We start from the raw sequence: 26,293 nt of genomic DNA, 5'->3' as shown, positions 1-26,293 counted from the left end.
ACCCATGAGCCCGTCTGAAAGCACACCATTCCGCTCTACCTCTGCCGAGGACCTTCTTCCGGGGCTACTGCGAGTTCACCGCGGCCAGCTCGTCGCGGTAGCGGTGATCGGACTCGTCCTCGGTGTCATTGGTCTCCTGTTTCCTGCAGCAACCATGTTGACTGTTGCAATCCTCTTCGGCATCTACCTCATCGCCTCAGGACTATTCCGCATCACGGCAGCATTCGTTGCCAATAACCTCGACTCGCCCATGCGCTGGGTCACTGGCCTACTCGGCTTGTTGGTGGTTATTGCGGGAATCCTGTGTCTCTCTAACCCGTTCCAATCGCTCGGAGCACTCGCGCTCGTCATTGGAATTGGATGGATTCTCGAGGGCATCGTCGACCTAGTCGGTGGCGTTCGTGGCACCATCCACCCTCGCTGGTTCGGCTGGCTCAGCGGGATCGTTTCGATTGCAGCAGGAGTAGCCATGTTCGTATTACCAGCAGCCGGGCTACTTTCGCTCGTCGCAATCGGCGCAATCTTGATGATCGCCGTCAGCATCACCACCCTGCTCACCCTGCCGCGGAAGAACAAGCGGTCAGCTGATACAGCAACCGGGCCAACAGCCTAATTCGGCTCGTCACCGCGGTGACGACGACGGCCAGAGTTAAGAACCACGGCCAGAGTTAACAACAAAGGCCGCCATCGCAATGCGATGACGGCCTTTGGCAAGTGTGACGAATCGACTAGCGACGCAATCCCAGCTTCTCGATCAGCGTGCGGTAACGCGTGATGTCGACGTTCTGCAGGTAACCCAGCAGACGGCGACGCTGACCAACAAGAAGAAGCAGTCCACGACGTGAGTGGTGGTCGTGCTTGTGCATCTTGAGGTGCTCCGTGAGGTCGAGGATGCGACGAGTCATCATCGCGATCTGGACCTCGGGGGATCCCGTGTCACCTGGGTGGGTTGCGTATTCTTCGATGATCGCCTTCTTGATACTTGCTTCAAGTGCCATAAGGTAATCCCCTCTCTAGTCGTTGCGCGGTGCCCATAGCTGAATGCTTGAGCTCTCTTTGTCCGCGGCCGTTAGACGGCAACCTTGAGAGTTTAGCAGAACTGGGAGCTCGGCAGGACGAGCGGCAAAGTTAACCCGTAACTAATTCAGTAATTGACGGACCGACGACGATCAGCATGGTTACCGTTGCCGCGATTGCCGCGGCACCTCCAGCAACAAGCCACAAACGATATCGCTGACGCGCCGCGTCGACTTCAGCCCGAAGTCTTTCGAACCGCGCGGTGAGCCTCACGTTCGCGTTACCTGCTGCCGGTAGAACATGCCATGACTCGAGACGAGCTGCTGTGGCTACAAGGCGGTTCACCTCCCCTACGGAGTGCACCGGAGGTTCGTGGAGAAGCCAGCTCACGAGCTCTCCGAGCTGAAGCACCGGAACGGGCGGGCGCTTATTGCCATAAATGACACCGGAGGCACCCCCAATGGTCACGACGGGACGGACCCCGATGTGATCGGCACCGAGATCAGCCAACTCCTCAGCCAGGCGATCCGCCCCAATCAGGGCATCCCGAACATAGGCAACGCGGCGCCCATTGACCATAATCATCCGACCAGCGGTCACAATCTTCGCTAGCGGATGTTGCCGACTGCACACCAAGAAGACTCCAGAAGGACCGAGCACTATGTGGTCGGTATTGATCCGGTTAGTCACACTGCGGGTCGAATGGGCAACGCACCAGTCTGCGCCCAAGGCTGCAAGGGCGACTGCTGTTTCCAGCTCGCTGAGAGCCGAAGAATAGTGCTGACGTGCCGTCGTCGAGAGGGGATTAACACCAAAAAATCTAGCCGGCGCGCTCTGACGTTCGCGCGCAGCCTGCGCTCGAAGGCAGGCAGACATCGCCGGCCCAAAACCGACTTCGGCCTCTGCAACCGCTGGTGCCCCAGCCACGGTTTCGGCACCCTCGCGCCGCTCAACACCACTCACTCAATTCCCCCACACGCCACAGGCAGAGATTAGCTGGATTCTGTGAATCACCCAACTCGGCGCATGGGGGTAGAACGGCCGTTTAGAGTTAAGAGGTGAATGTGTCCCCACTACTCGACCTGCTGCTTATTGCGCTGCTGCTTGGGTACGTGGCCTATGGCATCTCGATAGGGCTGACCAGAAGCGTTTTCGTCATCGCGGGAATCGTCGCGGGAGTCATTGCCGCTGTACTGCTGGCGCCATCAATATCAACCTCGATTCCGTGGCCACAGCTTCGCGTCGCTCTCACTATTGTGGCCGCGATTGCTCTTATCGCAATTGGGCACGCGATCGGTGCAGCGATAGCTCGCGCACTTCGCGCGGAACTCGAAACCAGCAAACTCAGAGGCATCGACCGAGTCGCGGGGGGCATAGCCAATGGTGTCCTTGCCGCGCTAATCGTTTCGACCGTCAGCTTTAGCGTCGCGCAGCTCGGCTCACCGCTACTCTCCCGCACCATTTCAGGCTCGGCTGTCATCAGCACAATTCAGGACCTGACACCGAATGACGTCGAACTCAGAATCGCGCAATTGCGCACTGTGCTCGCCGATCAGGGCGTACCGTTCTTCACATCGGAGCTCGGAGCCGCTGGCGGGAAAATCCCGACGATCGACACTGACAGCGCAATTCTCGCCACGGCAGCCGAATCCGTTGTTCGGATCACCGGCAACGCCTACGCCTGTGGCCAAGCCCAGACCGGTACAGGATTCGTGGTTTCCGATGAACGAATTGTTACCAACGCTCATGTCGTTGCTGGCACGGAACGCCCCGTGATCGAAGCGCTAAACGGCCAAGTCCTCACCGGAACAATCGTGTATTTCGACCCGAGCGACGACCTCGCTGTAATCGCGGTACCCGGACTCAGCTCCGCTCCCCTCCCACTCGGCCGCACTGTACGCCCCGGAACTAGTGCCGCTATCGAGGGCTATCCCTACGGAGGGCCCATCACCGTCGATGCAGCACTAGTGCAGCACGTCAGCACAACCAGCAGCCCCGACATTTATGGGTCTGGCGGTTCGCCTCGCGAGGTTTACACCCTCGCAGGCCAGGTGAATCCCGGAAACTCCGGTGGCCCACTGCTCTCGCTCAGGGGGGAAGTAATCGGAGCAATCTTTGCTCGAGGTGCCGACCAAGAGAATGTCGGTTACGCACTAACCCTCACCGAGCTTCAACCCGCCGTTGATGACGCACCCGGCCTCTCCGCGACTGTGTCAAGCGGTGCGTGCATTCCGGGCTAGTCGCGCTGCTCGCTATCCGGTGATGACGACGCGGTCGAATCGAACAGCAGAGTCTCGAACGAGCCAGGGTCGCCAGGGCACGCATCGGCGGACGCGTCATCCCACATCGAAAATGCAAACCATGACCAGTCGTCGCCAAGCTTCTTGAAAACATTGCGCGGAATGACAAAGCTCACTACAGCGCCATCGATCTCAGCATCATCGACATCAAGTCGATCGCTCTTCTTGTCATCGAACTCGTACGAAGTGACGCTCTCAATCTCGCGATCATTGATTTCAACAGAGAACTGATAGGCGCGATCAGCGTCGGATCGTTCAACATAAATGCCCAACTGTGCCGAGCCAGCGGGCACAGCGGATGCCAGAGTCACGTCGACGGTGAGATCGCCACGGTCCGTCTGAGTCAGCGAGGCTTCAACAATATCGAGTGCGACTGTCTCCTCGGTGAAATCGACACAGCGCGCCCCGGTCGACTCCTCGGTTGGAGCGACAGCGGCAGAGTCCGGCACTGTGAGGTCAGGCGAAACTGCGGACGGGGAAACGCCCGGCGTTGGCGCTTGAGCACCGCTACCAGGAGTCGTCGCGGCAGCGAGCGTAATAACGATGGTCACAACAACGGCAAACACCAGAAGCGCAACAACCGCCACAATCACCGGCGCAACCGCAACACGTCGCTGCACAGGATCCAACGGAGGTTCAGAAGTCACCCAGTCACGCTAGCAGCCTCCCGAGCCCGACTTCGCAAGCGCAAGAAGCCGGTGACGATCAACAACTGGCCCGAAACATACAGCGCCATGATTACGGCATCCGAATTCCACCACGCACCCGTCGGGGCGAACAGAGCCCAGGCTAAAGAGGTGTCTGAAACCAAGAACAGCACAGCCCCAGTCGCAATCGTGGCGCTTGTGGCAAACGCTGCGGCTGTCGATGCACCAAGCACGATTCCGTAGATGGCTAGTGGAAGTAAGAAGACGCCAAGATCGTCGCGTAGCAAGAGGAGCATGCCCATCCACCACACAACAAGCCCTGTGGTTGACCAAGGGATGTGACGGGTTCGAAGGCTTCGAATAAAGAGAACGAAGTACACAACGTGGGTACACAAGAACGCAGCGAGGCCAATGATGAAGCTCGAGCTGCCCGTATTCGACACGAAAATATCACCGACCCACGCGAACACCAACGCGAGCACCAACGCGCCATCGGGGGCACGGAACTTCAGCCGAAGACTGCCGGCGATTGCGACGACAAGCGCGGGCATGAGGAGAAACTTTGTCGTGTTCGCCGCACCATCTTGCCCACAAGCCAAACCAAGGACATGGATCGCAGAAACCGCTAGGTACGGAACAAACCAGCGCGCGGAAGGCATGGCCCCAGAATACGCTTCGCTCACGTCAATATGAAGAATTTTCGACATCATGGCGGCGCCGGAGCGTAACCCGAGCACGGTGGCGCACGGCAGCAACGCTGAGAGTAATGACGACGCCGATAGTCGCGCCGAGGGAATTGGAAAGAATATCCCGTGGATCAGACACCCTCGATGGAATGAACTGCTGCACCCACTCGATACCCGCGGTCAAACCGACCGCAAGCCCAATCGCAAGCCACCACTGCCGCTTGCCCACGAGCAAAACAAAAAACAAACCAAGCGGAACAAAGAGAGCAATGTTCGCCACGAACTCAAGATCATTGAACGTCAACCACTGTGTTGCAGAAAATCGGTCGAGGAATAGCGCGAGTCGCCAGAGCGGACCGTCGCGCTGATCAGGCGCTTGGGGACTCAAAGTGAGCCACGCCACGATTGCCAAATATCCGAACGTGGCAACGCTCAGATATGGATGTCGCCTAAACATTCATCCATCGTGCCTTACCTCGAGAGAGAAAGCGCTCGACTCGCTAACGACTCACGGCTGACTATGGATCAACGCATAAGGAACTCACATGTCGCGTACGACCGCAGAAGCGAGGATCGAGACAAGAATCCACACGGAAAGAAACAGGATGATCACCGAAGCAGCACCCCACAGGAAACGTCGCGCCGTTGCCGCGCGAACTTCATGATGGATCCGCACGAACGCTCGCGTTAGATTTCGTGCCTTTCGAGCGCTCTTTTGAGGTTGTGGCCATGTGTCGTTGGCTTCGGCCGCACCAGAAATGTTGGCAACATCCTCACCGGAAAGCACCGACGGGGCCGAGAGCAGCCACTGTTCAAGCTGCATCGAGGTGAGCACGTGAACGTCAGCAGCATCCTGCAAGGTGGAAACCTTAGTCGGCTCAACCAAGACAAGGACTGGCGTGACCCTAATCGTGGCGCCGAGAGCGTTGCTGAGCGACTCAGCGACGATAGTCGCAGCGGACTTGGCCTCGCGCAACCCGGGATTGACACTTTTAGCGACAATGAGTTCATCACCATTGACGGCAACTTCGTCGCCCCGGCAATTTACGACGGCAATCGCAAAGACTCCCGCGCGGCCAACGGCAAAGTGATCAAGCGAGGAAGGGCCAAGAGGAACACCGTGCAGCACATCCCAGCTGTGCCCAAGATGGTCAAGGATGGAGCCGACAAGTAACTCGCCAACGGCGCCACGGTAGTGCGCTTTGCCTTCATCAGTGAGCGGGGATACGCCAAAGGTGCGCGCCAAGCGTCCTCGTGGCGCTCGGTGTGATTGCGCTTCGATTACGGCGGCCATAGCTGACTGTCCAGCGATCCGGCCGCGAAGATCGTTATTCTGCGGCACGCAGACCCTCCAGCTCTCACATGCACCTCAATGCATGCAGAAATACGTTGGGCCGGAGGCTCCCCCGCCTCCGGCCCGACTCGTGGCGAAAACTCGCTCCCGAGTGAAGGTCCCTCCCCCGAGGAACAACTTCTAGATACATAGTGCCTAACCTGAGAATTTCATGAAACCCCCACTTTTGGGCCTACCCGAGTGGGGGTGAACAGCCGCGAGCACCCTATTTCGGTAAGGGAATACCTTCCGGGAGCCCCTCAGAAGCCACAATGCTGAGGCGCTGGGTTGGGCGCGTCATCGCGACATACAGGGCGGCAGCGCCCCGAGTTATCTCGTCAACAATGCGCTGAGGCTCGACGACAACAACCGAATCGAACTCCAAACCTTTAGATTCTCGAGGCGTCAGTACGGCGATCGGCTTATTGAGGCCCGCTGCGCCCTCACCAACGAGACCCGGAAGCGCACTGGTGAGTGCAGCAACGGTTTCGTCCGTCAGCGACTCGCTCACGATGACCGCCGTGGTTCCATCAGTAGAGATAGCCCGATCGGCATGCACTGCATCGACAACGCTCCCGGCACGACTTTCAGGGGATGTCGTCGTCACGGCTACCGGCCACGGGCTCTCCCGCACAGCCCGCGACGGCGTGATCGACACGTGATGGGCTAAAGCAACTGCTTCGGCAACCGCAACAATCTGAGAGGGGGTGCGGTAATTGACGGTGAGTTCTTCAAGCCGCCACGCGCTACCGACATGAGCCCCCAACGCTTTTTCCCAACTCGTTGCAGCCGCTGCAGCACTTGCTTGAGCCACGTCACCGACAATCGTGAACGATTTCAGAGGATTGCGACGCCCGAGGAGACGCCACTGCATGGGCGAAAGTTCCTGAGCTTCATCGACAACGATATGCCCGTAGGCCCAAGAGCGATCAGCGGCAGCGATATCAGCGGTCGACGCACGTTCGACAGCCACCTCAAATCCGTCAGCAAGGGTCTCGGCATCAATCATGCCTTCAACACCCATGTTCTCAATGGCTGCGGCCGCGTTCTCGAGGTCACGCTTGCGCTGCTGGGCGTGCTCATGCTCGGCCGCGGTGTGGGCTACATCCACTTCACCGAGCCATTCGGCTGCTTCATCGAGCAGTGCAACGTCACTGATCGTAAATGCGGCATCGCGCTCACGCAGCAGCAATTGCCTCTCCGCGGGAGTCCAGCGGGGCGTGAGACTCTCCAGCCACGCCGGCCGAGCGTAGAGATCGCTAATGAGTTTCTGAGGCGACAGGGGCATCCATGCCGTGTTCAGCGCAACCTTGACGTCGTGGGCAGTGCGGATGTCTTCGCGCAACCATTTCTGATCGGAATCGTCGATGGTGTTGCCGTGTGAACGAAGCTGTTCGGCGAGCATCCGGCTCAAGGCGGCGATCGCGGCCTTATTGAATGTCACTCGAGCAAGATTGTGGGGCTTGTGGGAATCCCACGCCTTCTGCATCGCACCACGAATGAGATCAGCGGGAACATCAAGGATTTCACCATTGATTTCCATGCGCTGAGTAGCGGTAGGCACTACCTGACGTGACCGAACAGCCCTCCTGATCAGCGCCGCCATTTCTAGCGAACCTTTAAGGCTCGCAACCGCATCTAGATCTTCGCGACGAGCATCCACACCCGGGAATAGCTGTCCGAGGCTCGCGAGCACCACGCCCGTCTCACCGAGCGAGGGCAGTACCGCTTCGATGTACCGCAAGAACGAGCGAGACGGACCGACAATCAGCACACCGGATGTCGAAAGACGTTCACGATGCGAATACAGCAGGTACGCCGCGCGGTGCAGCGCTACCGCCGTTTTTCCAGTACCTGGTCCGCCCTGCACCACCAGGGCACCGCTGAGTTCGGAGCGAATGATCGCATCTTGCTCGGCCTGGATCGTCGCGACGATGTCGCCCATCCGGCCCGTGCGTTCGGCAGTGAGGCTGGCCATGAGAGCCGCCTCGCCTTGAAGTGAGACTGCGTCGCTCTCAAGAATCTCTGAGTCAAAGATTTCATCGTCGATGCGCACAATGTTGCGCCCGCTGCTTTGGAGGTGGCGTCGAGCGCGAGCCCCGAGCGGGGTCGCGGCCGTTGCCTGATAAAACGCTCGTGCCTGAGGAACTCGCCAATCGAGAAGCAGCGGCAATTGGTCATCGTCACGAAGGCCGATTCGACCGATGTAGCGCAGCACGCGACCGCTTTCATCGCCATCGGGTTCCAACTCGAGCCGACCAAACGCCAATCTTTCGTCAATCTCGCGCAACTGGCCAACTCGATCTTCATAGATTCGGGCAAAAGCATCGCGCTCAGACCGGTTCTGATGGGTTCCTCCTGGAGCGCTCCTGCGCACAGCCTCCAGCTGTTGTTGAGCGGCATCCCGAAGCGAATCGAGTCGGCGATAGAGACCATGGACATAGTCCCGTTCCCGTTCAAGTTCACTCGATGACATTCGGGTTCCTCTCCAAATTGCGGCCTTCAATGGTACGCCGTTTTTGACTATGAAATCGCCGCCAACCTATTGCGCTTAGCGAAACTTGGTGGCACGCTGAAAGCAGTAACACTCATCGCTCACCAGAGTCGCAGGCAGTGCCGCACCGGTGGGCGATGAGTCTGTGTGGGGCTTGCAGTCCCGCAAAACCCGCGATTCTGAGCCGTCTCCCCCCAAAGTGAGACTGACGGCTTGAGTGCCTCACAACTTACGATGGAACGATGCTTCGCTCAATCGACTACTCCGGGCTGATCTATCCCGTTGACGCTCACGAGGTATCGCAATTTCGGGCACAACGCCGCGACCATTTCGGGTACTCGCAGCTGGGGATGGTCGCCAAAGTTGGCCTCGTCGCTGTCGCAGCTGTCATCTTTCTCCTCGTCGCCGGTGGCCAGATTTTCGGCGTTCTTAGCGGCATAGTTCGATCAGCGTTCGTCGAAGGCGCGGTATTCGCTGCACTACCCGCCCTTCTCTTTCTCCTCATCCTTCTGATGGTGGCGACAGGGGCGATCTATGCCGGCATTCGCGCATGGCGTCGCAACGGCGGGCCATGGTTGCGCTTCTATCGCATGAACAAGTTCGCTGAAGACAATGGGCTCACATTTGCGCCCCTCGACACCGCCATTGACTATCCAGGACTCATCTTCAACAACGGCGGCACTCGCTCTATCCGCAATCGCTTTCGCAGCAATGAGGGGCGCACACTCGACTACGGCAACTACCGCTATGTGACAGGCTCGGGAAAGAATCGCCAGACACACAACTGGGGCTTCATGGCCTTAGAGCTTGACCGGGCTCTCCCCCACATGGTTTTGGATGCTCGTTCCAATAATCAATTATTTGGTGTCAGCAATCTGCCCAAGTCGTTCGCTCGCGATCAAGTGTTGAAACTCGAGGGTGACTTCAACGAACATTTCACGCTGTACTCACCGCGCCAGTATGAACGCGACGCTCTCTACGTTTTCACACCAGATTTGATGGCGTTGCTCATTGACCACGCTGCACCGTACGACGTTGAGGTCGTCGACAAGTGGCTATTGGTCTATTCGCCACAGGAGTTCGACCTTGTTGACCCAGCGCAACACCGTCGGCTGCTCGGCATCGCCGATACTGTCGGCGCCAAGACTCTGCGCCAGTCCCGAAATTATGCGGATGAACGCATCGGCGACTCGAGCGTAAATCTCGTCGCCCCTCAGGGGCAACGGCTGAAGGGCGGCGTCTCAATCGCCGCCATTACGATGGTGGCGGTAGTTGCGGTTTTCTGGATCGGGCAGTTCGTGATCCGCCTGCTTGCTTAGCAGATCACTTCCTCATTCACGGTGCCGGCTATCCAGTCGGTGGATCCTTGCGAGGCGGATTCCCGGTGCCCATGAGGGCATGGCGTGACTCGACTACGGCCCCTAGGAGCACTGCTTCGTCAGTGGTCGCACTAATCCGGTCACGCCCCGTGATGATGCGCTGACGGGCGAACGCGAGTCGCGTCGCATCCTGAATATAGGCTTGCATCGCCACTCGCTTGTTATTGCGGGCCGCCCACGCCAGCGCGTGACGTCGGCCACTCGCCGTCGCAAGCACCGCGATCTCATCGTGATTGAACCAGCCAACGCTCGCATATTCTGCAAGCCGGTCGAACGTCATTTTTTCTTCCTGCTTGCGCAGATAAAGAACAATCACGATGGCAACGACGAAGAGCGGAAACTGCACAATGGCGTAATAGCCGAAGAAGTCATTGACAAAAAACAGTGCGCCATTCCACAGGGCGTGCAACGCGATCGCGACGGTGAGCCCCACGGCGAAGATGCCCACTCCGTGAGCGGCTCGAGTCGAGCGCGATGCGAATCCCAATGCGATTCCGGTGCACGCCGTAAACATCACGTGGGCGAACGGTGACATGAGGCCCCGGACCAAGAACATCTGGAAGATTCCTGTTCCACCGCCATCAACGCTGACGAGTTGAGTGCCGAAGTACAAGATGTTCTCGGTGAACGCGAAACCGCCAGCGATCCATGCCGCATAAACCAATCCATCGATCGGTCCATCAAAGTGACGGCGTGCGACCCAAAAGATCACAAGAATCCCCAGCGCCTTACCCGCTTCTTCAACAATCGGCGCCTGAATCGCTGCAGAGAAGAACTCGTAGGCTGGCCCAGGCCCTCCGAGAGCAGCAATGACATTCTCAATCTCTGCACCGACAATCAACGCAAGCAAGACAGCGACGCCAGCACCCCAGAGAAATGCGAAAACAACGGCAAGGCGCGGTTCTGGTTCCCAGCGATCGATCCATCGCACGGTAAAGAAGACGACAGCCAGCGGAACAACCGCCAGCACACCGCCAAGCGCGAAAGCATCCGTGCCGATGGCAGAAATCACGTAGACAACAACAAAAAGTAAGACGAACGAGAGGGCGACAACGCCCACTATCCCCAAGATAAGCAGGCCAGGCCCTCGCCGCGGAGCCGGCCCACCATGCAATTGGTTCTGCTTCGCTTCGCTAGCGACCTCGGCAGGCGCCGGCAATGGCTGCTGAGCGGCAATCCCTGCGGATGCGGTGAAATCGGGAGTCGCAGAAGGTGAATCACTCGCGGTCATAAAACGACCCTAGCGTGAGACAGCCACCTCGCTGGGGACGTCTACTGTGAGGCTTGCTGCTCCCGCAAAATGCTCAATGCCCGCGTCACTCGATCACCGAGTCCTGCGACTCGCTTCTTCGAGGAACGTTCGGCTTCGATGATGAGGCCGAGAAGCTCTCCGCGGTAGACATCTTGAGTCGACCGCACGGCTGCGCGCAACGTCAGCGAAGCGCGGGCAGCGGAAACAGCAAACTGGAGGCTCAGAAGAAAGATCACCACTGCTACTGCCAGTGGCCACGATCGCGAGGAGTCGTTGGCCACGTCAACAATCGCCGCGATGATGGCCGCTAGTGAAGCAACTGGCGCGATCAACCAGTGCGGCGTTCGCAGAATCAGTCGCACGGTTGCTAGAGGTGTTGCTGCGTCCGGCATCCGACGATCTTTGGATGCTGCATCGATGGCAGCGACTCGCGCACGAAATTCGTCAACCTGATCTTGATGCATGCGCACACCGGCAAGCTCGATGAGCTCATCACGCATGAGTCGATAGCTATCGGCAGGAGGGCGAACCACCACGACAGCGATGATCGCAATGAGCGCCACAATTAACACCACGGTGCTGAGCGCGACGATGACCCCAGCGGGGGTCTGTGTTGGATTCGCGAAGAACAAGCGTGTGCTCCAGTCAATCCCTACTGCCGTAATGACAAGGGCCAGCGCGGCAACAGGCACGATCCACGCAACAGGGTGCAACCGCACTCTCGTTCGAACACCGCGCGCTAGTCGAAGGTGGTCGAAGCGTGCCGTCGCGTAGTCAGCGATTTGAGCTGAGAATGCTACGAGCCAGACGGCCGCAAGAATGGTGAGTACTGTCCATGAAGATTCCACGGTGCGACTGTAGTCGCTTCGGCCAGCTTCGGGTCAGCGCGCCGGGCAGTACTCGGTCAAGTCGCCGCAAGCGTGATGTCTGATTTCCGCTGGTCAGTAGCCTAACGAGGTGGCACCCTTGAGTTATGTCCGCCTCCATGCTCAGCTTCGATGAACAATATCGAGCACTGTGCTCGCGGGATGCGCGGTTCGATGGGCAGTTCATCGCCGGCGTGCACTCCACAGGAATCTATTGCCGCCCAAGTTGTCCTGCTGTCGCACCACAACCGCGGAATGTGCGGTTCTATCGGACCGCGGCTGCTGCTCACGAAGCTGGTCTCCGCGCGTGCAAACGGTGTCAGCCCGACGCAGTACCAGGTTCTCCCGACTGGAACCTCAGCGACGACCTGGCCTCACGCGCGATGCGCCTCATCGGCGACGGTGTCGTCGAACGAGAAGGCGTGTCTGGACTTTCCTCCCGTTTGGGATACACCAGCCGCCACCTCACCAGAGTGCTCTCAGCAGAACTCGGTGCTGGACCTTTGGCACTCGCCAGAGCACACCGGGCACAGGCCGCACGAACGCTCCTGAGCGCTACGGATTTGAGCATTTCCGACGTCGCCTTTGCCGCAGGGTTTTCCAGCATCCGCCAATTTAACGACACAATCCAGGCGGTGTACGAAACCACCCCGAGTCAGCTGCGTACGCTAGCCAGGCGCGGCAGCTCCGCTCATCCGCACCTTGCAGAAGAACGACCGTCGACGCTAACTCTTCGACTGCCAACTCGTGCACCCTTCGACGGAGCCGGGCTCATGACTTTCTTCGCAAATCATGCAGTCGAGGGCATAGAGCTAGCCACTGAATCCAGCCTTGAGCGCGCGGTGCGCTTGCCGGGCGGAGTGGCAACAGTTCGCCTCGAACTGATAGACAACGGCCTCGTGTGTACTGCCCAGCTAGCCAGAATTTCGGATGTCGCACCGCTAGTCGCTCGAGTGCGTCGCCTATTCGACCTCGACGCAGACTCACACGCAATCGATCGCATCCTTTCCGTGGATCCGGCACTTGCGCCCTCAGTCGCGCGGGTTCCCGGAATGCGCCTCCCCGGCAGTATCGATACCGAAGAGACACTATTTCGCACTCTAATTGGGCAACAAATTTCGGTTGCGGCCGCGCGAACAGTGCACGCCCGCATCGCTCGCGAACTGGGCAGTGATGGACTGTTTCCCACCGCTGAGCGGTTGGCGGCGGCTGGTAGCGAGGTACTGCGTGGCCCACGCACTCGCATTGCGAGCATTCTCGCTGTCGCCGAAGCGCTTGCTTCCGGCGATCTCAATCTCGACGTTTCGACCCCTGTCGACGAATTCACAGCAAGGCTAAAGGCGATGCCGGGGATCGGCCCGTGGACCGCCGGGTACATGGCGATGCGGGTGCTCGGAAATCCCGACATCATGCTGGGCAGCGACCTCGTTGTGCGCCAAGGGGCTAGGGAACTGGGGCTTCCGGCCGCTGCTCCGGCTCTCACTCAGTATTCCGCCGCGTGGGCGCCTTGGCGTAGCTACGCCTGTATGCACTTGTGGCGATCACGCCCCGCCCAGGTAGAGCGAAAGGCGACCTCACCGTAGGCTAGACGCATGAACGCCAGACTCGTGAAACTCGCACTCGGTATTGCCATCGGCTATGTTCTCGGCGCGCGCGCCGGCCGCGAACGTTACGACCAGATGAAAGGCAAGGCAACAGAACTCTGGGAGAGCCCGCGAGTCAGCAAGGCACGCATAAGAGTCGAAGACTATGCACGCACTCAGGCACCGATCTTGCGCGACAAGGCTGAGGCTGTCGCAAAAGCTACCCCGGGATTCGTAACCAGCACGGCTAAAGACGTCGCTGAAACGGCGCGCGAGGTTGCCGAGTCCGCGAAGGGCACGGCAAAGGAACTTGCCGAGACTGCCAAAGAGACCGCGAAGGATCTCGCTGATTCTGCCAAGGGCTCGGCAAAAGAACTCGCTGGCCGAGCTTCAACAACGGCACGGGATGCGGTCGGTCGAGTGACCCACACTGCGAGCGATGTGCGAGACAACGCCACTCACACTGCCGCCGAACTTCGAGAGCGAGGCGAAAGCGTTATCGATCGTGCTTTTGCGACAGCGGGCAAGGCGCGCGACGAGGCTTTAGCGCCCCTCGATGACGAAGACGATGACGACTCTGAGTACGACACCCCGACCTCGAAGAAGCCCTAGCGCCCTACGACTCGTGCCCCTCAATCCGGCACACACTGGTTAACTCAGAAGACGCCTAGCCCCTCGCAGCGCGAGAGGTTAGGCCGCAGCGCGAGAGGTTAGGCGTCTTCTGCGTTGGGGCTGGCTATTCTTCTTCAGCTAGCCAGGGAAGGGTGATTGCGGAGGTCATAGGCGAAACCCCACTCAGTCGCTCAGGAGTGAGCACTCGGGCGACGTCTTCTTCTTTCATGAGCCCGGCAGAGACCACAAGTTGTGCAATGGATGCGTTCGTCGTCAGCGCTGTATGCGCGAGGGTCGCCGCTGCTGCGTAGCCAATGTAGGGAGTAAGAGCGGTAACAACGCCTACGCTCGATTCGACCTGTGCCGCGAGACGTTCCTCGTTGGCCGTGATTCCATCGATGCAGTTCTCGCGAAGAGTACGGCAAGCGTTAGTCATCCAGGCCAGCGACTGAAGCAGCGAGTGGGCAATGACGGGCTCAAAAGCGTTGAGCTGCAATTGCCCTGCTTCGGCCGCGGCGGTGACTGTGGCATCCGCCCCGATTACGCTGAATGCGACCTGATTGACGACCTCGGGGATAACCGGATTCACCTTGCCAGGCATGATCGAGGAACCTGCCTGCTTTGCCGGGAGGTTGATCTCACCGAAACCGGCTTGCGGGCCGCTGGAAAGCAATCGAAGGTCGTTGCAGATTTTCGAAAGCTTCACGGCCGAACGCTTGAGAATTCCACTCAGCGACATAAAGATTCCCACATCGCTCGTAGCTTCGATGAGGTCGAACGCGGTCTTCATCTCGATGCCGGTGGCATCCGTCAGGTGGCGTCGTACCGCTTCGGCGTACCGAGAATCGGCGGTAATTCCTGTGCCGATGGCAGTGGCGCCCATATTGATTTCGCTCATGAAGGGCAGAACGTCGGTGAGTCTGGCGTGATCTTCTTCGAGCGTGTGCGAAAAGCCAGTGAACTCTTGGCCAAGGGTCATGGGCACCGCGTCTTGCATTTGAGTGCGACCGATTTTGAGAATCTTGACAAACTCGCGACCCTTGACCGCGAAAGACTCGGACAGCAGTGCGTGTTCGGTGAGAAGCCGATGAACACCAAAGATCATCGCTAGCTTGATCGCGGTCGGATACACATCGTTCGTGCTCTGGCTGCGGTTGACATCATCGATGGGGTGCAGGAAGGAGTACTCGCCCTTCTGGTGCCCCAAGATTTCGAGGGCGCGGTTGGCAATCACCTCGTTGGCGTTCATGTTGGTAGACGTGCCAGCACCGCCCTGAATCACCCCGACACAGAACTCTGCATGAAGTGCGCCATCGAGAATCTCTTGGCACGCGGTATCGATAGCGTGCGCTTTCTTCGATTCCAGAACACCGAGTTCGGCGTTGGCACGAGCCGCCGCCTGCTTGATGTGAGCCAAAGCGCGAACGAGGTCAGGATAGACAGAGATCGCACGCCGAGTTATCGGAAAGTTCTGCATTGCTCGGAGAGTGTGGACCCCCCAATAGGCATCTGCCGGAATCTCTAGCGAGCCGAGCGAATCGGATTCGATGCGGGTAGTGGTGTTGTGCGAAGAGGCATTGCTCAACTGTTGGTTCTCATCTCCGTTGACGGTTGGCACGACAAAACCTGCGTGTCACTCATGCAACCATTCTACGCTTCGGCCACGCGTGAGCCGACGGAGACCGGTGACGAGAACGTCAGTTCTTAACGGTGAGCTAATTCTTGATGGCGTCCCGCAGCAGCGCGGAAAGCGCCTGAAGTTGGATATTCGACTCCGCAATGACTTCGTCATCTGAACCGTCAAGTGCCCGTGCAGCCAATCCAGCCTTACTGTCTATGAGCTCTGCGATTCGCGCATCAATCGTGTGCGCTGCGATGATGCGCCAGGCTGTCACCGGAAGCTCTTGGCCGATTCGGTGCACGCGGTCGATCGCCTGCGTTTGCTCGGCGTTCGTCCAACTAAGTTCGGCGAGAACAACGTTGGATGCTGCCTGAAGGTTTAGTCCAACGCCAGCGGCGGTAAGCGATGCAACCACTACGGAAACGTCGGGGTCATCGGCGAACGAGTCGATGGCGTTTTGGCGAGCCTTGGCGCTCTGGTCACCGCGAATCGACACCGACTTAAGTCCGACCTTGGCAAAGTGTGCCTCGGCGGTGTCCATCACATCGATGTGCTTGGCGAAAAACACAACCTTGCCGACTGAGCGAGCCAATTGCGCTGTGTAATCGGCGGCGAGCGTAGCCTTTGCCTGCCCAATTCGACGCACCATCGTAAAGACGTTCTCTCCCGTGGTTGCACTCTTTGACTCTTCGAGCTCGGCGTGAGCGACGACCCGAATCAAGTCTTCGACAGCGACATCGGGCTTGAGGTTGCGCACTCGAGTGAAGCGATCAAGGAGTCGCGCGGTGAGCGCTTGCTCTGCCGCCCGAATCGAGCGACCGAGATCATCGTCGAGTTCAACGGGAATATCGGCGATGCGTCGCGCCGGAATGTCAGCCGCGACATCCACTTTCTTGCGACGAACGATACCCATATCGATAACCGCACGTCTCGCTTCGGAGAAGAAACCGGGGTCAGCGGGGGTGAGATCTGATTCTTCGAGCTTTGCCATGAGTGGTGCGAGTGGCTTCGTCGCATCGATCCAGCCCAGAAACTGCCAGATTGCTCGGAAGTCTTCAATCGAGTTGATGAGCGGTGTTCCGGTTAGCGCCATCAAGAGCGCCTTCGGGTACGTCGCACGGATGCTGTGAGACAGGCTAAGTACATGCTTGGAACGTTCAGATTTGAGGTTCTTAATGAAGTGGGCTTCATCGACGACCATGCCTTTGAAGCCAAATCGTCCGAGCCAACCGACGTGGCGGTCGAGAACCTCATAGTTGACGATGACGACGTCGCTGAAGGCATCGACAGAATCGCCATCACCGTGAACAACAGTCGCGGTGCGACCAGGAGTCCACAGTTCCACTTCGCGTTCCCAGTTGGTCTTGACGACGTTAGGGACAACAACGAGCAATGGGTACGAGTGAGAAGCCTCCGCCGCCATCAGCGCTTGAGCCGTCTTGCCGAGTCCTGGCTCATCGGCGAGGAGGAACGTGCGGTGGCCCTGCTTGACGCGCTCGACGAAACGAGCTTGGTGCCGCATGAGATCGAGATTTCCCCGCGTGCGAAGCGATTCAGCTTCCGGCAGTTCCATTGACGCAGCACCACCGCCAGATCCGTGTTCGAAAGCCCGGAACAGAGGGTCAATGAGTTCCCAGTTTGCGAGGCGGTTTCCGTGCTCTGGCTTTGCAGCCACTGCACTGAAATCGGGAGCCAAGAAGGGGTTTGCCATTTGCATTTGACGAACGGATGCTGGCACAACTTGCTTATCGGCCTGCTTGTCTACAGGCTTCGGCTCGGCGGAAATGATCAACTCTTCAGGGCTCAGCTCAACGCCAGCAGCCAACAAAAGGTCACGGCGCAGAGCTTTCGCTGCTGGCGTGATTGGGGCGGCCTCCCCGAGCATCGAAAGCAGGCTAGTGTCTCGCGCTGCGGTCTTAGCCAAGATGCCGGCGAGGCCATCAAGGCGCTTCTGCTCATTAGCTCGTTCAGACTCAGTCAGCGTTGCATCAACCTTGACTCTGGCGCGCTCTTCACGCAGGAGCAGCGCGGCGACTTGGAAGCGTGCACGGTTAGCAGGCTTAAGCGGGCCCTTTTGCACGGCAGTCTCGACTTCACGAGCGGCGCGAGCGAGCACGGGGATTACTCCGGTGTCGTCACCGGGGCGAGCGCGTCGACGTTGAGCGCCGGCTTGTCGCTGACCAGAGTTTTTGGGTCGCTTGTTGCGCTGCGAGGGATCGGTCTTTGACGAGTTGGTCAACTATTCTCCTGGCGCTAGGCAAATGCTCAGTCACACGGATCGACGGCTCGAAGACGTTGCCACGAATGGGACCTCATGCTGAGTGACAACATCCGCTCGAGTGAGCCAGACCCAACTGCGGTGCGATTGGTGGTCTCAAGGGATGCGTTACTAGTGTACGCAGAAAAACGGGATCATGTGCTACTCGAGCGAATTAACCTCGACTTTGGGTATCGGTGACGCGAACGGCGACGCCAATAACGATGAACACAAGCGCTGCGGTGTAGTGCAATCCCGCGAACAACTGAGTGTCGGCGACGACAATTGGAAACACGGGATTCCATAAAATCGCAATCGGCACGAGTGCGATCGCCCACCACCATTGGTGAGCCTGAACCACGAGCACCACGCAAATCAACGCAAGAATGCTGACAACGTAGCGAACCACTGTGAAAATCTCGGTGTCGATGATGCCCGCCCCAACGAGGAGCACGAGCACAGCGAGGATTGCTGCCGGGAGGACCACTCGGCGTGGCCTGTTGGGGTACGTAGCACTCATTAGAGCAAATATACCCGCGGCTGACTCTGCAGAGCGCTACACGCCGCCACCGCCACCACCGCCGCCACCACCACCGGAAGAGCCGCCGCCGCCGGAACCTCCACTCGAACTGCTCGACGCGCTGCCAGAGTACGAACTTGCGATCGAATCAGACATTGACGAAATACTTGAGGCAAACAGTGCACCGTTGAACGCGCCAGAACCGCTATACCAATCGGGTGAGCGTTCAGAGTAGTACCGACTCAGCTCCCCAGACCACTGCTTTTCGAGCCCAAAAAGCACTGCATAGGGCAGGAGCTTCTCGTAGATCTTGAGCACGTCGTTGTTACCGGTCGATGTACTTTTCTCGCGCAAGGCACCTTCAGGGCTTTGCAGCATCCTCAACCGGTCCGCTTCTGCCAGCCGGATGTACAACTCAAGTCCCTCAAGATGGTCTCTAGCTTCGGCGCCGCGCGCGGTGACGGGCGTGCGAAAGAGCAACACCAGAGTCGCTACCCCCGCGACAATCGAACCCGCAATGATCACGAATGGGACTCCGGATCCATAGGCACCATCGATCAGCAGGACTCCGAAGAATATGACTGCGGCTATCGCGACCGCCGACACCGCAATCGGTAGGTAGCTACTCGCCGACACTGTGCGACGGAAACCGGCAGCAACGAGTCCGGAATTCTCTCGCTCCACAATTTTGTAGAGCTTCTGGCTGAGCTTCTGATCGGCCTTCGCGAGACTTCGCACCGCGCCGTGCTGCAATGACTTCCCGAAAAGCGCGCGCAATATCTCTAGTTCAGCGCCACGCACCCCCGTTGGGTCAACCAACTCAAGGAGATACTCGGTGCGCGACGAGAAGAACCCACTCGATTCCGCTTCACGAACCCGAAGCTTGCCTCGGACGGCAAACTCGAGGATTTGCGCGGCGATCGCTTTATTGCGCTTGCCAAGAAGAAGGGCTGCCGTGACGAGTGGCACGTCGCTGGGAGGCGAATATTCGGCGATGATGGTGGGCCGCCCTGCAGCGTCGGCAAGTTTTGTTCGCCGCGTACGGAACGCCCAGATGAGGCCTGCAAGAGCGCCGAGAGCACCCAACGGTTGCAGATAGCCCGAGGTTGAGGCGAAATAGGAGCTGTCTCGAGCCACAAAGGTTCCCGGTTCGAATCCCATTGCGACGGTGAGGTTCTGACCTGCGCTTAAGAGATCGTGGGAGGCAACAAAATCGTTCGCGTCAACCGAGACGATCTCGCATACCTCTGTCGATCCTTCGTAGCCCCAATAGCAGCGAGGCGGCGAAATGAGTGCATCTGCGAGCCCTTCGCCCAAGTGGATGGTTGCTGTGACTGAGCCAAACGGTTGTTGCCAACCCGTGCCGTTCGTGTCCCAGTACCATTCGTCAGCCTCAGTGTTGGAAAAGTATCGAGTGACGTCAGTTTGGTCATAGCTGAAGACGTACGTTTGGGCTCCGCTGACAAACGTGTTTGCGGCACTCGTGATCAGAGTGAATCCCTCGTCATGCTCCACGTCGAATGGTCGAGGTTTGCCGGTCTCGTCTGTCACCGAAATATTGGCTAGGTTTACCGGCACACCCTGGTAGTAATCAGGGATCGCTCGCCGCATCCCCCGGTTCTGGTCTGCCGGAAATACCGCAACAAAAGTTTCGACCGTGGAAAGCGTCGAATGACCTTCGCTATCGCGATCAAGAAAGAACTCGGCGTCATAACTATCGAATACGAAATCGTCGAGACCGGCGCTCACGATGCTTGTAGGGGGATCTGTGAGAGCGTGCGCGTTCGGCGTAGTCGCTGCCGTGGGTGCTGCGGTCGCCATCGTCGGCGGCAGAATCATCCCGATTGCCCACAGGAGGGCTCCGGCAAGCACCAGATATCGGCGTGCTCGATGACCATTGGCCGCCAGCTCCAGTCGAGTCACAGTCTTCCTTCCTCGCGCATTACGACCCCCGGGTGGGGGCAATCACCGCCCAGCTCTCGATAGAGTCGACGTATGAAGAGTGCCTTGGCTGTCGAACACCTGCAACAGCTCGTACAAATCCCTACAGTTTCCCGCGAGGATGTGGACGCAACTGAGTGGGCAGAATTTACCCGCTTCGCTTCAGCGCTGCGCAAACTCTATCCACTGTGCCACAGCCGTCTCGAACGTGAGACAGTGCTTGACTACTCCCTTATTTTTCGCTGGCGCGGACGTGCATCGACAGAACCGTCAGTGCTCTTGGCCCACTACGACGTTGTTGCCGCTCCCCCTGAAGGTTGGAAGCGGCCGCCGTTTGCCGCTGAACTCAGCGGCAAAGGCGAAGAACAATTTATCTGGGGGCGCGGAACGCTCGACAACAAGGGCTCGGTCGTCGCCATCCTCGAAGCCGTCGAGTCTCAACTCGAAGCTGGCCTAGTGCCGTCTCAAGATATCTACCTGTGCTTTGGCCACGACGAAGAAACACACGGCACTGGGGCTTCAGCGATTGTGGATCTGCTCGAACAACGCGGAGTGAAACCCGTCTTGGTGCTCGACGAAGGCGGCGCGATTGTTGACGACGTCTTCGATCAGGTCACAGCCCCCATGGCAGTTGTTGGAGTCGCCGAGAAGGGTACGGCTGCCTTGCGTTTGACTGTCGACCAGTCAGGCGGACACGCCTCAACGCCACCACGCACTCCCGCCGCTGTTCGACTCGCTCAAGCGATAATTCGTCTCAATGCTCGTCCCTTTCCCGCCCATTTGACTTCGACAGGCTCAGACTTGCTTCGCACTCTCGGCGAGCATGCCGGGGGCTTCAGCGGCTTCTTGCTGCGCAATGTGTCGTGGACACGGGGGCTCCTCGTGCCCATTCTGGTGCGCAAGAGCGACGAGCTAGCCGCAATGTTGCGCACAACTCAGGCCGTAACAATCCTCGAAGGCGGCCACGCCGTCAACGCGCTGCCGGAGCGGGTCAGCGCCATCATCAACGTACGAATCGCTGTCAACTCCACCCTCGAAGCGACTCTCAAACATGTGACAAGGGCAGTAAACGACAAGCGGGTCAGAATCACCGTCGAGTCCCCCGGTGAGCCGTCTCCCGTCTCGCCGACTACGGGGTTGGCTTGGGAATTGCTTCGCTCGACAATTGAGAAAAGCTTCCCGGGAACGATCGTGACGCCCTATGTGCAGAACGGTGCAACAGACAGTCGCCACTTCACACGCATTAGCCGCGGAGTCTATCGATTTACCCCGTTTGCGATGGCACGCGAGGTTCGCGATACACTTCACGCCCGAAACGAGCGGATGCTCGTGAGCAGCTACCTCGCCGGCATCGACTTTTATCGAGCCCTCATCGCCTCGCTTTAGCCTGCAACTCGCACTCCCCTAGCGAATGGCAGATCCTCGGGGTCGGTGAACTCGCGAGCGATCCACTGTCCCAACTCTGCCGGTCTGTCGGTGACGATCCCGTCAACGCCCAACGACACCGCATCCGACCACGTCTCAGAATCGTTAAGGGTGTAGATGAGTATTCCGAGGCCAGCATCATGCACCCGCTGCACTAATTCAGGATCAGCCGTAATCGCTTTTTTGCTTGTGACGAGAGCAACTGCGCCCGCTGCTGCGGCCAGCGCTCCTGGGTCACCGACAATGTCTCGCACAATAAGCATGCCTGGCAGCTCGGGGTTGACGCGCTGCAGTGCTCGCAGTGTCATGATGTCGAAGCTTCCGATGATGACATGATCGCTGACACCATGACGCGCGATGAGGTCAGAAATCAGGGAAACCTGTTCATCAGTCCACGATCCTTTGAGTTCGAGGATGGCGTTCTTTGTAGACCAGCGAAGCAAATTGAGAAACTCTTCCAGCGTGGGAACTGACGCCCCCGCAAAGGCTTCACCAAACCACGAGCCAGCATCAAGCTTGGCAAGCTCGTCATAGCTGTAACCCCAGACGGGGCCCGTGCCGTTTGTTGTGCGATCGACTGTCCAATCGTGCATCAGTACCGGAACGCCGTCGGCAGTGAGTTGCACGTCAGTTTCGACGTAGTCTGCTGCGCTATTGAGCGCGTGACCGAGCGCCTCAAGGGTGTTCTCTGGCGCAATCATTTTGTCTCCGCGGTGCCCGGCGATGAACGCGGCCTCTCCAGGCGCACGAAGGGATGAGAAAGCACCGGCGGCATGAACGCGGCTGACGTTAGCATTCAGCACGAGCGCGAGAGTAATTGCGGCAACGAGGGCGACGGCGAGGGTCACTCTTCGCGCTCGTTGGTCTCGATAGTGAGGTGCCGGGTTCTGCGATGTCGCCATTGACTCGCCATCCTTTGTCGGGTTGCCGTACGTTCACGGTGACCCCACTATAGCGAGTCTGTTATCAATCCGTTACCTAATGCGCAGATTCTTTTGCGCGTGTCTCGATGGCCGCACGTCGCGGAATCGACGGCACAGCTCCATTGCTCTCGACCGAAATGGATGCCGCCGCCACAGCAAATCGTAATGCTACATCCGCCTCCATTCCTTCAACGAGGCCCGCCGCGAAAGCACCACAGAACGTATCCCCAGCGCCCGTGGCATCAACTGAAGTCACACGATGTGCCGGGACAACAATCTGATCAAATCCAGTGCGGTGCAAGGAAGCACCCTTCGAACCGAGAGTCACAATCACTGTTGGCACCAGCGAGAGAAGGCGCTCCCCCAGTCCGTCGAGTTCAGGGTCCAAACCGTTATCACGTGCCAGCTCGGCAGCTTCATGCTCATTCACAATTAGTACATCAAGAACGTCAAGCAGCTCTTGAGGAAGCGTCTGAATGGGTGCAGCGTTCAGAATGACCAGAGTGTCAGCCGCCTGAGCGATTTTTGCCGCCTCGACGACTGTGGCTAGCGGAATTTCCAACTGCATCACGAGAGCCGACGCCGCCGTGATCGCTGCCGCATCCGCACTGCTGAGAGCCACAATATCGCCGTTAGCTCCCGGCTCAACGATGATCGTGTTCTCGCCCGTTCCGTCAACAGCAATCAGTGCTGTGCCGGTTGGCTTGGGCGAGGTGCGTAATTGGGCTATATCAATCAAATCGTCGCCCATTCCCGCGCGCACCATCTCGCCGAACGTGTCTGCGCCGACGGCACCCACGAAGGTGGTTTGTGCTCCGGCGCGAGCTGCAGCAACGGCCTGGTTTTGCCCTTTGCCGCCAAGCGCAGTGCTCAGACCGTGCGAAAGTACGGTTTCTCCCGGCGAAGGGATGCGCTCAACGCGAAAAACCTGATCAATATTTGCACTGCCGACAACGACGATTCCAGACATTAGTCAAATGTATCGCAGTCGGGTCATTAGCCAAGCGTGGTCAGTCAGCGGTGTTCGATTCTGCTGCAGCAACGATCCGATTTACCATGCCGCTGAAAATCACACCATGGAAGGGAAGAATCGCTGCCCAATAGAGGCGGCCGCCCAAACCGCTAGGAAAAAACACTGCGCGCTGGCGGTACAGCGATCCGGTAGCGCCATCCGGTTTAACGGTCAATTCGAGCCAGGCTCGACCCGGCAGTTTCATTTCGGCCCGCAGCCGAAGACTGTGACCATGGTCGATGCTTTCAACCCGCCAAAAGTCGAGCGCGTCTCCAGTATTGAGAGTACTCGGATGACGACGTCCGCGCCGCAAACCAACTCCGCCAACCAGCTTGTCTGCCCAGCCCCGCAACGCCCACGCAAGAGGGAACGAATACCATCCGTTCTCACCCCCAATTCCTTCAACTACAGCCCAGAGTGCTGCTGGCGATGCCGGAGTGCTTCGCTCTCGCAGATCGGTGTAGACAGTGTGGCCCGTCCATTCTGGATCACTCGGGATCGGGTCGCTCGGAGCCCCAGCGACGGTGGCGTCTTGCCAACTGGTCGCGACTTCCCCGTCGCGCATCTTCACTAGAGCTAAACGCACCGAGGCCCGGTAACCCGTAAGCCCGCCCGGTGGCTTGGGGATGAAGTCAGAGACAGATTCATCGCGCACAATGCAATCAAACTGAAGAGACTCGATGATCGGCACCGCGAGCAACCGGGGAATGGGAGTCACCAGGTTTACCCACTGCGACGCGAGCCACGGCGTTAGCACCGGCAACGAGGCGATGGGGCGCTGGTGCAGGCCAGCTTCGAGAGCATAGCCGTTCATCATTTGGCCGTAGCGGAGCACATCTGGGCCGCCGATATCGAAGCTACGGTTGAGATCTTTATCCAATTCGAGTGCCGCAACTAGGTAGTAGAGCACGTCTCGTACGGCGATCGGCTGGATGAAGTTGCGCACCCACTTCGGCGCTGGCATGTAGGGCAACACCTCGGTGAGGTGACGGATCATCTCAAACGACGCCGAGCCTGAACCAATCACGACACCAGCGTTGAATGCGATCGTGGGCACGCCGGAGTCCATCAGGATCCGACCCACCTCAGCGCGACTGCGCAAATGACGACTCAGCTCGCTAATGTCGCCTTCAGGGTGAAGTCCGCCGAGGTAGACAATTCTCGATACTCCGGCGCTTTTCGCTGCCACCGCCACGTTATTGGCGGAGAGCTTCTCGGTCGCTTCAAAATCGCCCTTAGCCCCCATGGCGTGCACGAGATAGTAGAGCGCGTCGATATCGGCGACAGCAGTGGTCAGTGTCTCGGCATCGGTGAGATCACCGATTACGGTCTCCACGTCGTCCCGCCACGGAACGTCACGCAGCTTGCGAGGGTTGCGCACAAGCACGCGCACGGAGTGCCCAGCATCTATCAACCGAGGAACGAGTCGGCCACCCAAATATCCTGTTGCTCCAGTTACAAGAACGCGCATGTCAGAACTCTAAACAGCGCAACTGAGAACCAGCGCACAGAGGCTGAACGCTCGCGGCCAGAATGTCAGCTTCGAGCTCGTCTTCGCCACACCACAAACCAGACGCCGGCGCTAAGCAAGAGAATTCCGGCGAAAACAGACCACGCGATCCAGGTCTGATCTGGTCTGTCGCCGTACACGCTCGCCTGCAATTCTTCGCGCGACATGGTCGACGGCGATCTCGAATCAGCGTCTTCGCCCGCATCGGCGGATGCCGTTGGCGACGGTGAGATCTCGGCATCCTCAGCGGCTTGAGCGGCAGCTCTCTCAGCGGAGCTCGGAGCGTCTTCCTTCGGAGCTTCGGCTACAGGAGCAGGTTCTGTTTCAACGGCAGGCGCCGGGGCTGGTGCTGGGGCCGGGGCGACCGCGGCCGCCGGCGCTGCTGGTCCGGAGTGCCCAGCGTAGTTCGCAAAGACTTGCACACCCCACGTTGTTCCGCCGCTCTCGTAAAACGCGATGCCAACGTCGGTGAACGACCCCAGAATGTTTGCCTTATGACCTGGGGACCCCATCCAGCCATCGTGCATCGATTGAGCGGTGCGGTAGCCCTGAGCAACATTTTCCCCAGCCTTGTTCCAGCCACTAGGGATTTGGCTCGAATAATGGGGATTGTGTGGCATCCAGTTATTCGCGGCCATGTTTTTTGCCCAATCGAGAGCAACAGCATCCATCGCTGAATTACGAATCAGACCAGCCTGACCCACTTTCCAGCGTGCTTGATTCACCAAACTGTGAATGGTGTCGGCGGGAGCAGCGCTGGCCGGCGCCGCGTCGGCAACCGGGATCACGACAACAGCGATCAGTAGCGCGAAGAGCGCGGCACCGATACGCGAGAAAGTGCGGCGTGAAAAGACCATTACCCAGCAAGTATCCGCAGATAATCGTCTAGATCAAGCTTCACGCCGCACTTCTCGG

Annotated in this window: 23 protein-coding genes; 6 read left to right on the top strand and 17 right to left on the bottom strand. The window is 58.7% G+C overall.

Annotation, left to right across the window (positions count from 1 at the left end; all coding sequences use genetic code 11):
- Positions 1-4: 4 nt before the first annotated feature.
- Entirely contained in the window at positions 5-613 is a 609-nt protein-coding gene (locus AC061P_RS05425) for an HdeD family acid-resistance protein (protein WP_449648938.1), read from the top strand.
- 115 nt (positions 614-728) lie between these two features.
- On the opposite strand, the gene rpsO is transcribed toward AC061P_RS05425, so the two are convergent.
- Both rpsO and AC061P_RS05415 read right to left on the bottom strand, forming a co-directional pair.
- On the bottom strand, positions 729-998 hold the full coding sequence (gene rpsO / locus AC061P_RS05420; RefSeq protein ID WP_009771894.1) for a 30S ribosomal protein S15: 270 nt from the start codon (positions 996-998) through the stop codon (positions 729-731).
- A 130-nt stretch (positions 999-1,128) separates the two neighbouring features.
- Positions 1,129-1,980 (bottom strand): hypothetical protein, encoded by an 852-nt coding sequence (locus AC061P_RS05415; RefSeq protein WP_480392025.1) that lies wholly within the window; start codon positions 1,978-1,980, stop codon positions 1,129-1,131.
- Positions 1,981-2,075: 95 nt separating this feature from the next.
- Here AC061P_RS05415 and AC061P_RS05410 point away from each other — a divergent pair, with 95 nt between their 5' ends.
- Positions 2,076-3,257, top strand: a complete 1,182-nt coding sequence (locus AC061P_RS05410) for a MarP family serine protease (RefSeq protein WP_449648936.1) — start codon at positions 2,076-2,078, stop codon at positions 3,255-3,257.
- Here AC061P_RS05410 and AC061P_RS05405 read toward each other — a convergent pair.
- The 5 genes from AC061P_RS05405 to AC061P_RS05385 all read right to left on the bottom strand — a co-directional run bounded on the left by AC061P_RS05405 (position 3,254) and on the right by AC061P_RS05385 (position 8,459).
- Positions 3,254-3,964, bottom strand: coding sequence for a hypothetical protein (locus AC061P_RS05405; protein WP_449648935.1), 711 nt, complete (start codon positions 3,962-3,964; stop codon positions 3,254-3,256). The genes AC061P_RS05410 and AC061P_RS05405 overlap by 4 nt on opposite strands.
- Entirely contained in the window at positions 3,961-4,623 is a 663-nt protein-coding gene (locus AC061P_RS05400; protein ID WP_449648934.1) for a lysoplasmalogenase family protein, read from the bottom strand. The genes AC061P_RS05405 and AC061P_RS05400 overlap by 4 nt, the downstream gene beginning before the upstream one ends.
- A gap of 25 nt (positions 4,624-4,648) precedes the next feature.
- Positions 4,649-5,107 (bottom strand): VanZ family protein, encoded by a 459-nt coding sequence (locus AC061P_RS05395; RefSeq protein ID WP_449648933.1) that lies wholly within the window; start codon positions 5,105-5,107, stop codon positions 4,649-4,651.
- A gap of 84 nt (positions 5,108-5,191) precedes the next feature.
- A complete protein-coding gene (locus tag AC061P_RS05390; protein WP_449648932.1) occupies positions 5,192-5,992 on the bottom strand; it encodes a nuclease-related domain-containing protein in 801 nt (266 codons plus the stop codon).
- Positions 5,993-6,209: 217 nt separating this feature from the next.
- Positions 6,210-8,459 (bottom strand): HelD family protein, encoded by a 2,250-nt coding sequence (locus AC061P_RS05385; RefSeq protein ID WP_449648931.1) that lies wholly within the window; start codon positions 8,457-8,459, stop codon positions 6,210-6,212.
- A gap of 260 nt (positions 8,460-8,719) precedes the next feature.
- On the opposite strand from AC061P_RS05385, the gene AC061P_RS05380 reads away from it, so the two are divergent.
- On the top strand, positions 8,720-9,796 hold the full coding sequence (locus AC061P_RS05380) for a hypothetical protein (protein ID WP_449648930.1): 1,077 nt from the start codon (positions 8,720-8,722) through the stop codon (positions 9,794-9,796).
- Between the two features lie 28 nt (positions 9,797-9,824).
- Here the strand turns inward: AC061P_RS05380 and AC061P_RS05375 are convergent, their stop codons facing one another.
- A complete protein-coding gene (locus AC061P_RS05375) occupies positions 9,825-11,087 on the bottom strand; it encodes a PrsW family intramembrane metalloprotease (protein ID WP_480392024.1) in 1,263 nt (420 codons plus the stop codon).
- 41 nt (positions 11,088-11,128) lie between these two features.
- Positions 11,129-11,956: a hypothetical protein gene (locus tag AC061P_RS05370; protein WP_449648928.1), complete on the bottom strand. Its 828-nt coding sequence runs from the start codon at positions 11,954-11,956 to the stop codon at positions 11,129-11,131.
- Between the two features lie 125 nt (positions 11,957-12,081).
- On the opposite strand from AC061P_RS05370, the gene AC061P_RS05365 reads away from it, so the two are divergent.
- Positions 12,082-13,557 (top strand): AlkA N-terminal domain-containing protein, encoded by a 1,476-nt coding sequence (locus AC061P_RS05365; RefSeq protein WP_449648927.1) that lies wholly within the window; start codon positions 12,082-12,084, stop codon positions 13,555-13,557.
- Positions 13,558-13,566: 9 nt separating this feature from the next.
- Positions 13,567-14,169, top strand: coding sequence for a protoporphyrinogen oxidase (locus AC061P_RS05360; RefSeq protein WP_449648926.1), 603 nt, complete (start codon positions 13,567-13,569; stop codon positions 14,167-14,169).
- Between the two features lie 124 nt (positions 14,170-14,293).
- On the opposite strand, the gene AC061P_RS05355 is transcribed toward AC061P_RS05360, so the two are convergent.
- The 4 genes from AC061P_RS05355 to AC061P_RS05340 form a co-directional block, all read right to left on the bottom strand.
- On the bottom strand, positions 14,294-15,787 hold the full coding sequence (locus AC061P_RS05355; RefSeq protein WP_449648925.1) for an aspartate ammonia-lyase: 1,494 nt from the start codon (positions 15,785-15,787) through the stop codon (positions 14,294-14,296).
- A gap of 97 nt (positions 15,788-15,884) precedes the next feature.
- Positions 15,885-18,029 carry a DEAD/DEAH box helicase gene (locus tag AC061P_RS05350; RefSeq protein WP_480392023.1) on the bottom strand — a complete coding sequence of 715 codons (2,145 nt, stop codon included), beginning with the start codon at positions 18,027-18,029 and terminating at the stop codon, positions 15,885-15,887.
- 193 nt (positions 18,030-18,222) lie between these two features.
- Positions 18,223-18,567: a DUF6804 family protein gene (locus AC061P_RS05345; RefSeq protein ID WP_449648923.1), complete on the bottom strand. Its 345-nt coding sequence runs from the start codon at positions 18,565-18,567 to the stop codon at positions 18,223-18,225.
- Between the two features lie 36 nt (positions 18,568-18,603).
- Complete coding sequence (locus AC061P_RS05340; RefSeq protein WP_449648922.1) at positions 18,604-20,490, bottom strand: DUF2207 domain-containing protein; 1,887 nt, start codon at positions 20,488-20,490, stop codon at positions 18,604-18,606.
- A gap of 72 nt (positions 20,491-20,562) precedes the next feature.
- On the opposite strand from AC061P_RS05340, the gene AC061P_RS05335 reads away from it, so the two are divergent.
- A complete protein-coding gene (locus AC061P_RS05335; RefSeq protein WP_449648921.1) occupies positions 20,563-21,894 on the top strand; it encodes a M20/M25/M40 family metallo-hydrolase in 1,332 nt (443 codons plus the stop codon).
- Here AC061P_RS05335 and AC061P_RS05330 read toward each other — a convergent pair.
- From AC061P_RS05330 to AC061P_RS05315, 4 genes are all read right to left on the bottom strand, one after another.
- Positions 21,891-22,835 (bottom strand): glycerophosphodiester phosphodiesterase, encoded by a 945-nt coding sequence (locus AC061P_RS05330; protein WP_480392022.1) that lies wholly within the window; start codon positions 22,833-22,835, stop codon positions 21,891-21,893. The genes AC061P_RS05335 and AC061P_RS05330 overlap by 4 nt on opposite strands.
- Before the next feature lie 76 nt (positions 22,836-22,911).
- Positions 22,912-23,826: a ribokinase gene (locus AC061P_RS05325; protein ID WP_449648919.1), complete on the bottom strand. Its 915-nt coding sequence runs from the start codon at positions 23,824-23,826 to the stop codon at positions 22,912-22,914.
- Positions 23,827-23,866: 40 nt separating this feature from the next.
- On the bottom strand, positions 23,867-25,339 hold the full coding sequence (locus tag AC061P_RS05320; protein ID WP_449648918.1) for an SDR family oxidoreductase: 1,473 nt from the start codon (positions 25,337-25,339) through the stop codon (positions 23,867-23,869).
- A 65-nt stretch (positions 25,340-25,404) separates the two neighbouring features.
- The gene (locus AC061P_RS05315) at positions 25,405-26,235 is read right to left on the bottom strand and encodes a CAP domain-containing protein (protein ID WP_449648917.1); all 831 of its coding nucleotides are present in this window, start codon (positions 26,233-26,235) and stop codon (positions 25,405-25,407) included.
- Positions 26,236-26,293 lie beyond the last annotated feature (58 nt).

The organism is Rhodoglobus sp. G.S.4, from assembly GCF_056619605.1.
The sequence above is the reverse complement of the archived record's forward strand: the minus strand, read 5'-3'. Positions and strand labels throughout refer to the sequence as shown.

What these genes read in the sequence shown, in the direction of transcription:
- AC061P_RS05425 (WP_449648938.1), top strand. Translation starts at nt 5, where the DNA reads ATGAGCCCGTCTGAAAGCACACCATTCCGCTCTACCTCTGCCGAGGAC.
- rpsO (WP_009771894.1), bottom strand. Translation starts at nt 998, where the DNA reads ATGGCACTTGAAGCAAGTATCAAGAAGGCGATCATCGAAGAATACGCA.
- AC061P_RS05400 (WP_449648934.1), bottom strand. Translation starts at nt 4,623, where the DNA reads ATGCCTTCCGCGCGCTGGTTTGTTCCGTACCTAGCGGTTTCTGCGATC.
- AC061P_RS05395 (WP_449648933.1), bottom strand. Translation starts at nt 5,107, where the DNA reads ATGTTTAGGCGACATCCATATCTGAGCGTTGCCACGTTCGGATATTTG.
- AC061P_RS05385 (WP_449648931.1), bottom strand. Translation starts at nt 8,459, where the DNA reads ATGTCATCGAGTGAACTTGAACGGGAACGGGACTATGTCCATGGTCTC.
- AC061P_RS05380 (WP_449648930.1), top strand. Translation starts at nt 8,720, where the DNA reads ATGCTTCGCTCAATCGACTACTCCGGGCTGATCTATCCCGTTGACGCT.
- AC061P_RS05375 (WP_480392024.1), bottom strand. Translation starts at nt 11,087, where the DNA reads ATGACCGCGAGTGATTCACCTTCTGCGACTCCCGATTTCACCGCATCC.
- AC061P_RS05365 (WP_449648927.1), top strand. Translation starts at nt 12,082, where the DNA reads ATGTCCGCCTCCATGCTCAGCTTCGATGAACAATATCGAGCACTGTGC.
- AC061P_RS05360 (WP_449648926.1), top strand. Translation starts at nt 13,567, where the DNA reads ATGAACGCCAGACTCGTGAAACTCGCACTCGGTATTGCCATCGGCTAT.
- AC061P_RS05345 (WP_449648923.1), bottom strand. Translation starts at nt 18,567, where the DNA reads ATGAGTGCTACGTACCCCAACAGGCCACGCCGAGTGGTCCTCCCGGCA.
- AC061P_RS05335 (WP_449648921.1), top strand. Translation starts at nt 20,563, where the DNA reads ATGAAGAGTGCCTTGGCTGTCGAACACCTGCAACAGCTCGTACAAATC.
- AC061P_RS05330 (WP_480392022.1), bottom strand. Translation starts at nt 22,835, where the DNA reads ATGGCGACATCGCAGAACCCGGCACCTCACTATCGAGACCAACGAGCG.
- AC061P_RS05325 (WP_449648919.1), bottom strand. Translation starts at nt 23,826, where the DNA reads ATGTCTGGAATCGTCGTTGTCGGCAGTGCAAATATTGATCAGGTTTTT.
- AC061P_RS05320 (WP_449648918.1), bottom strand. Translation starts at nt 25,339, where the DNA reads ATGCGCGTTCTTGTAACTGGAGCAACAGGATATTTGGGTGGCCGACTC.
- AC061P_RS05315 (WP_449648917.1), bottom strand. Translation starts at nt 26,235, where the DNA reads ATGGTCTTTTCACGCCGCACTTTCTCGCGTATCGGTGCCGCGCTCTTC.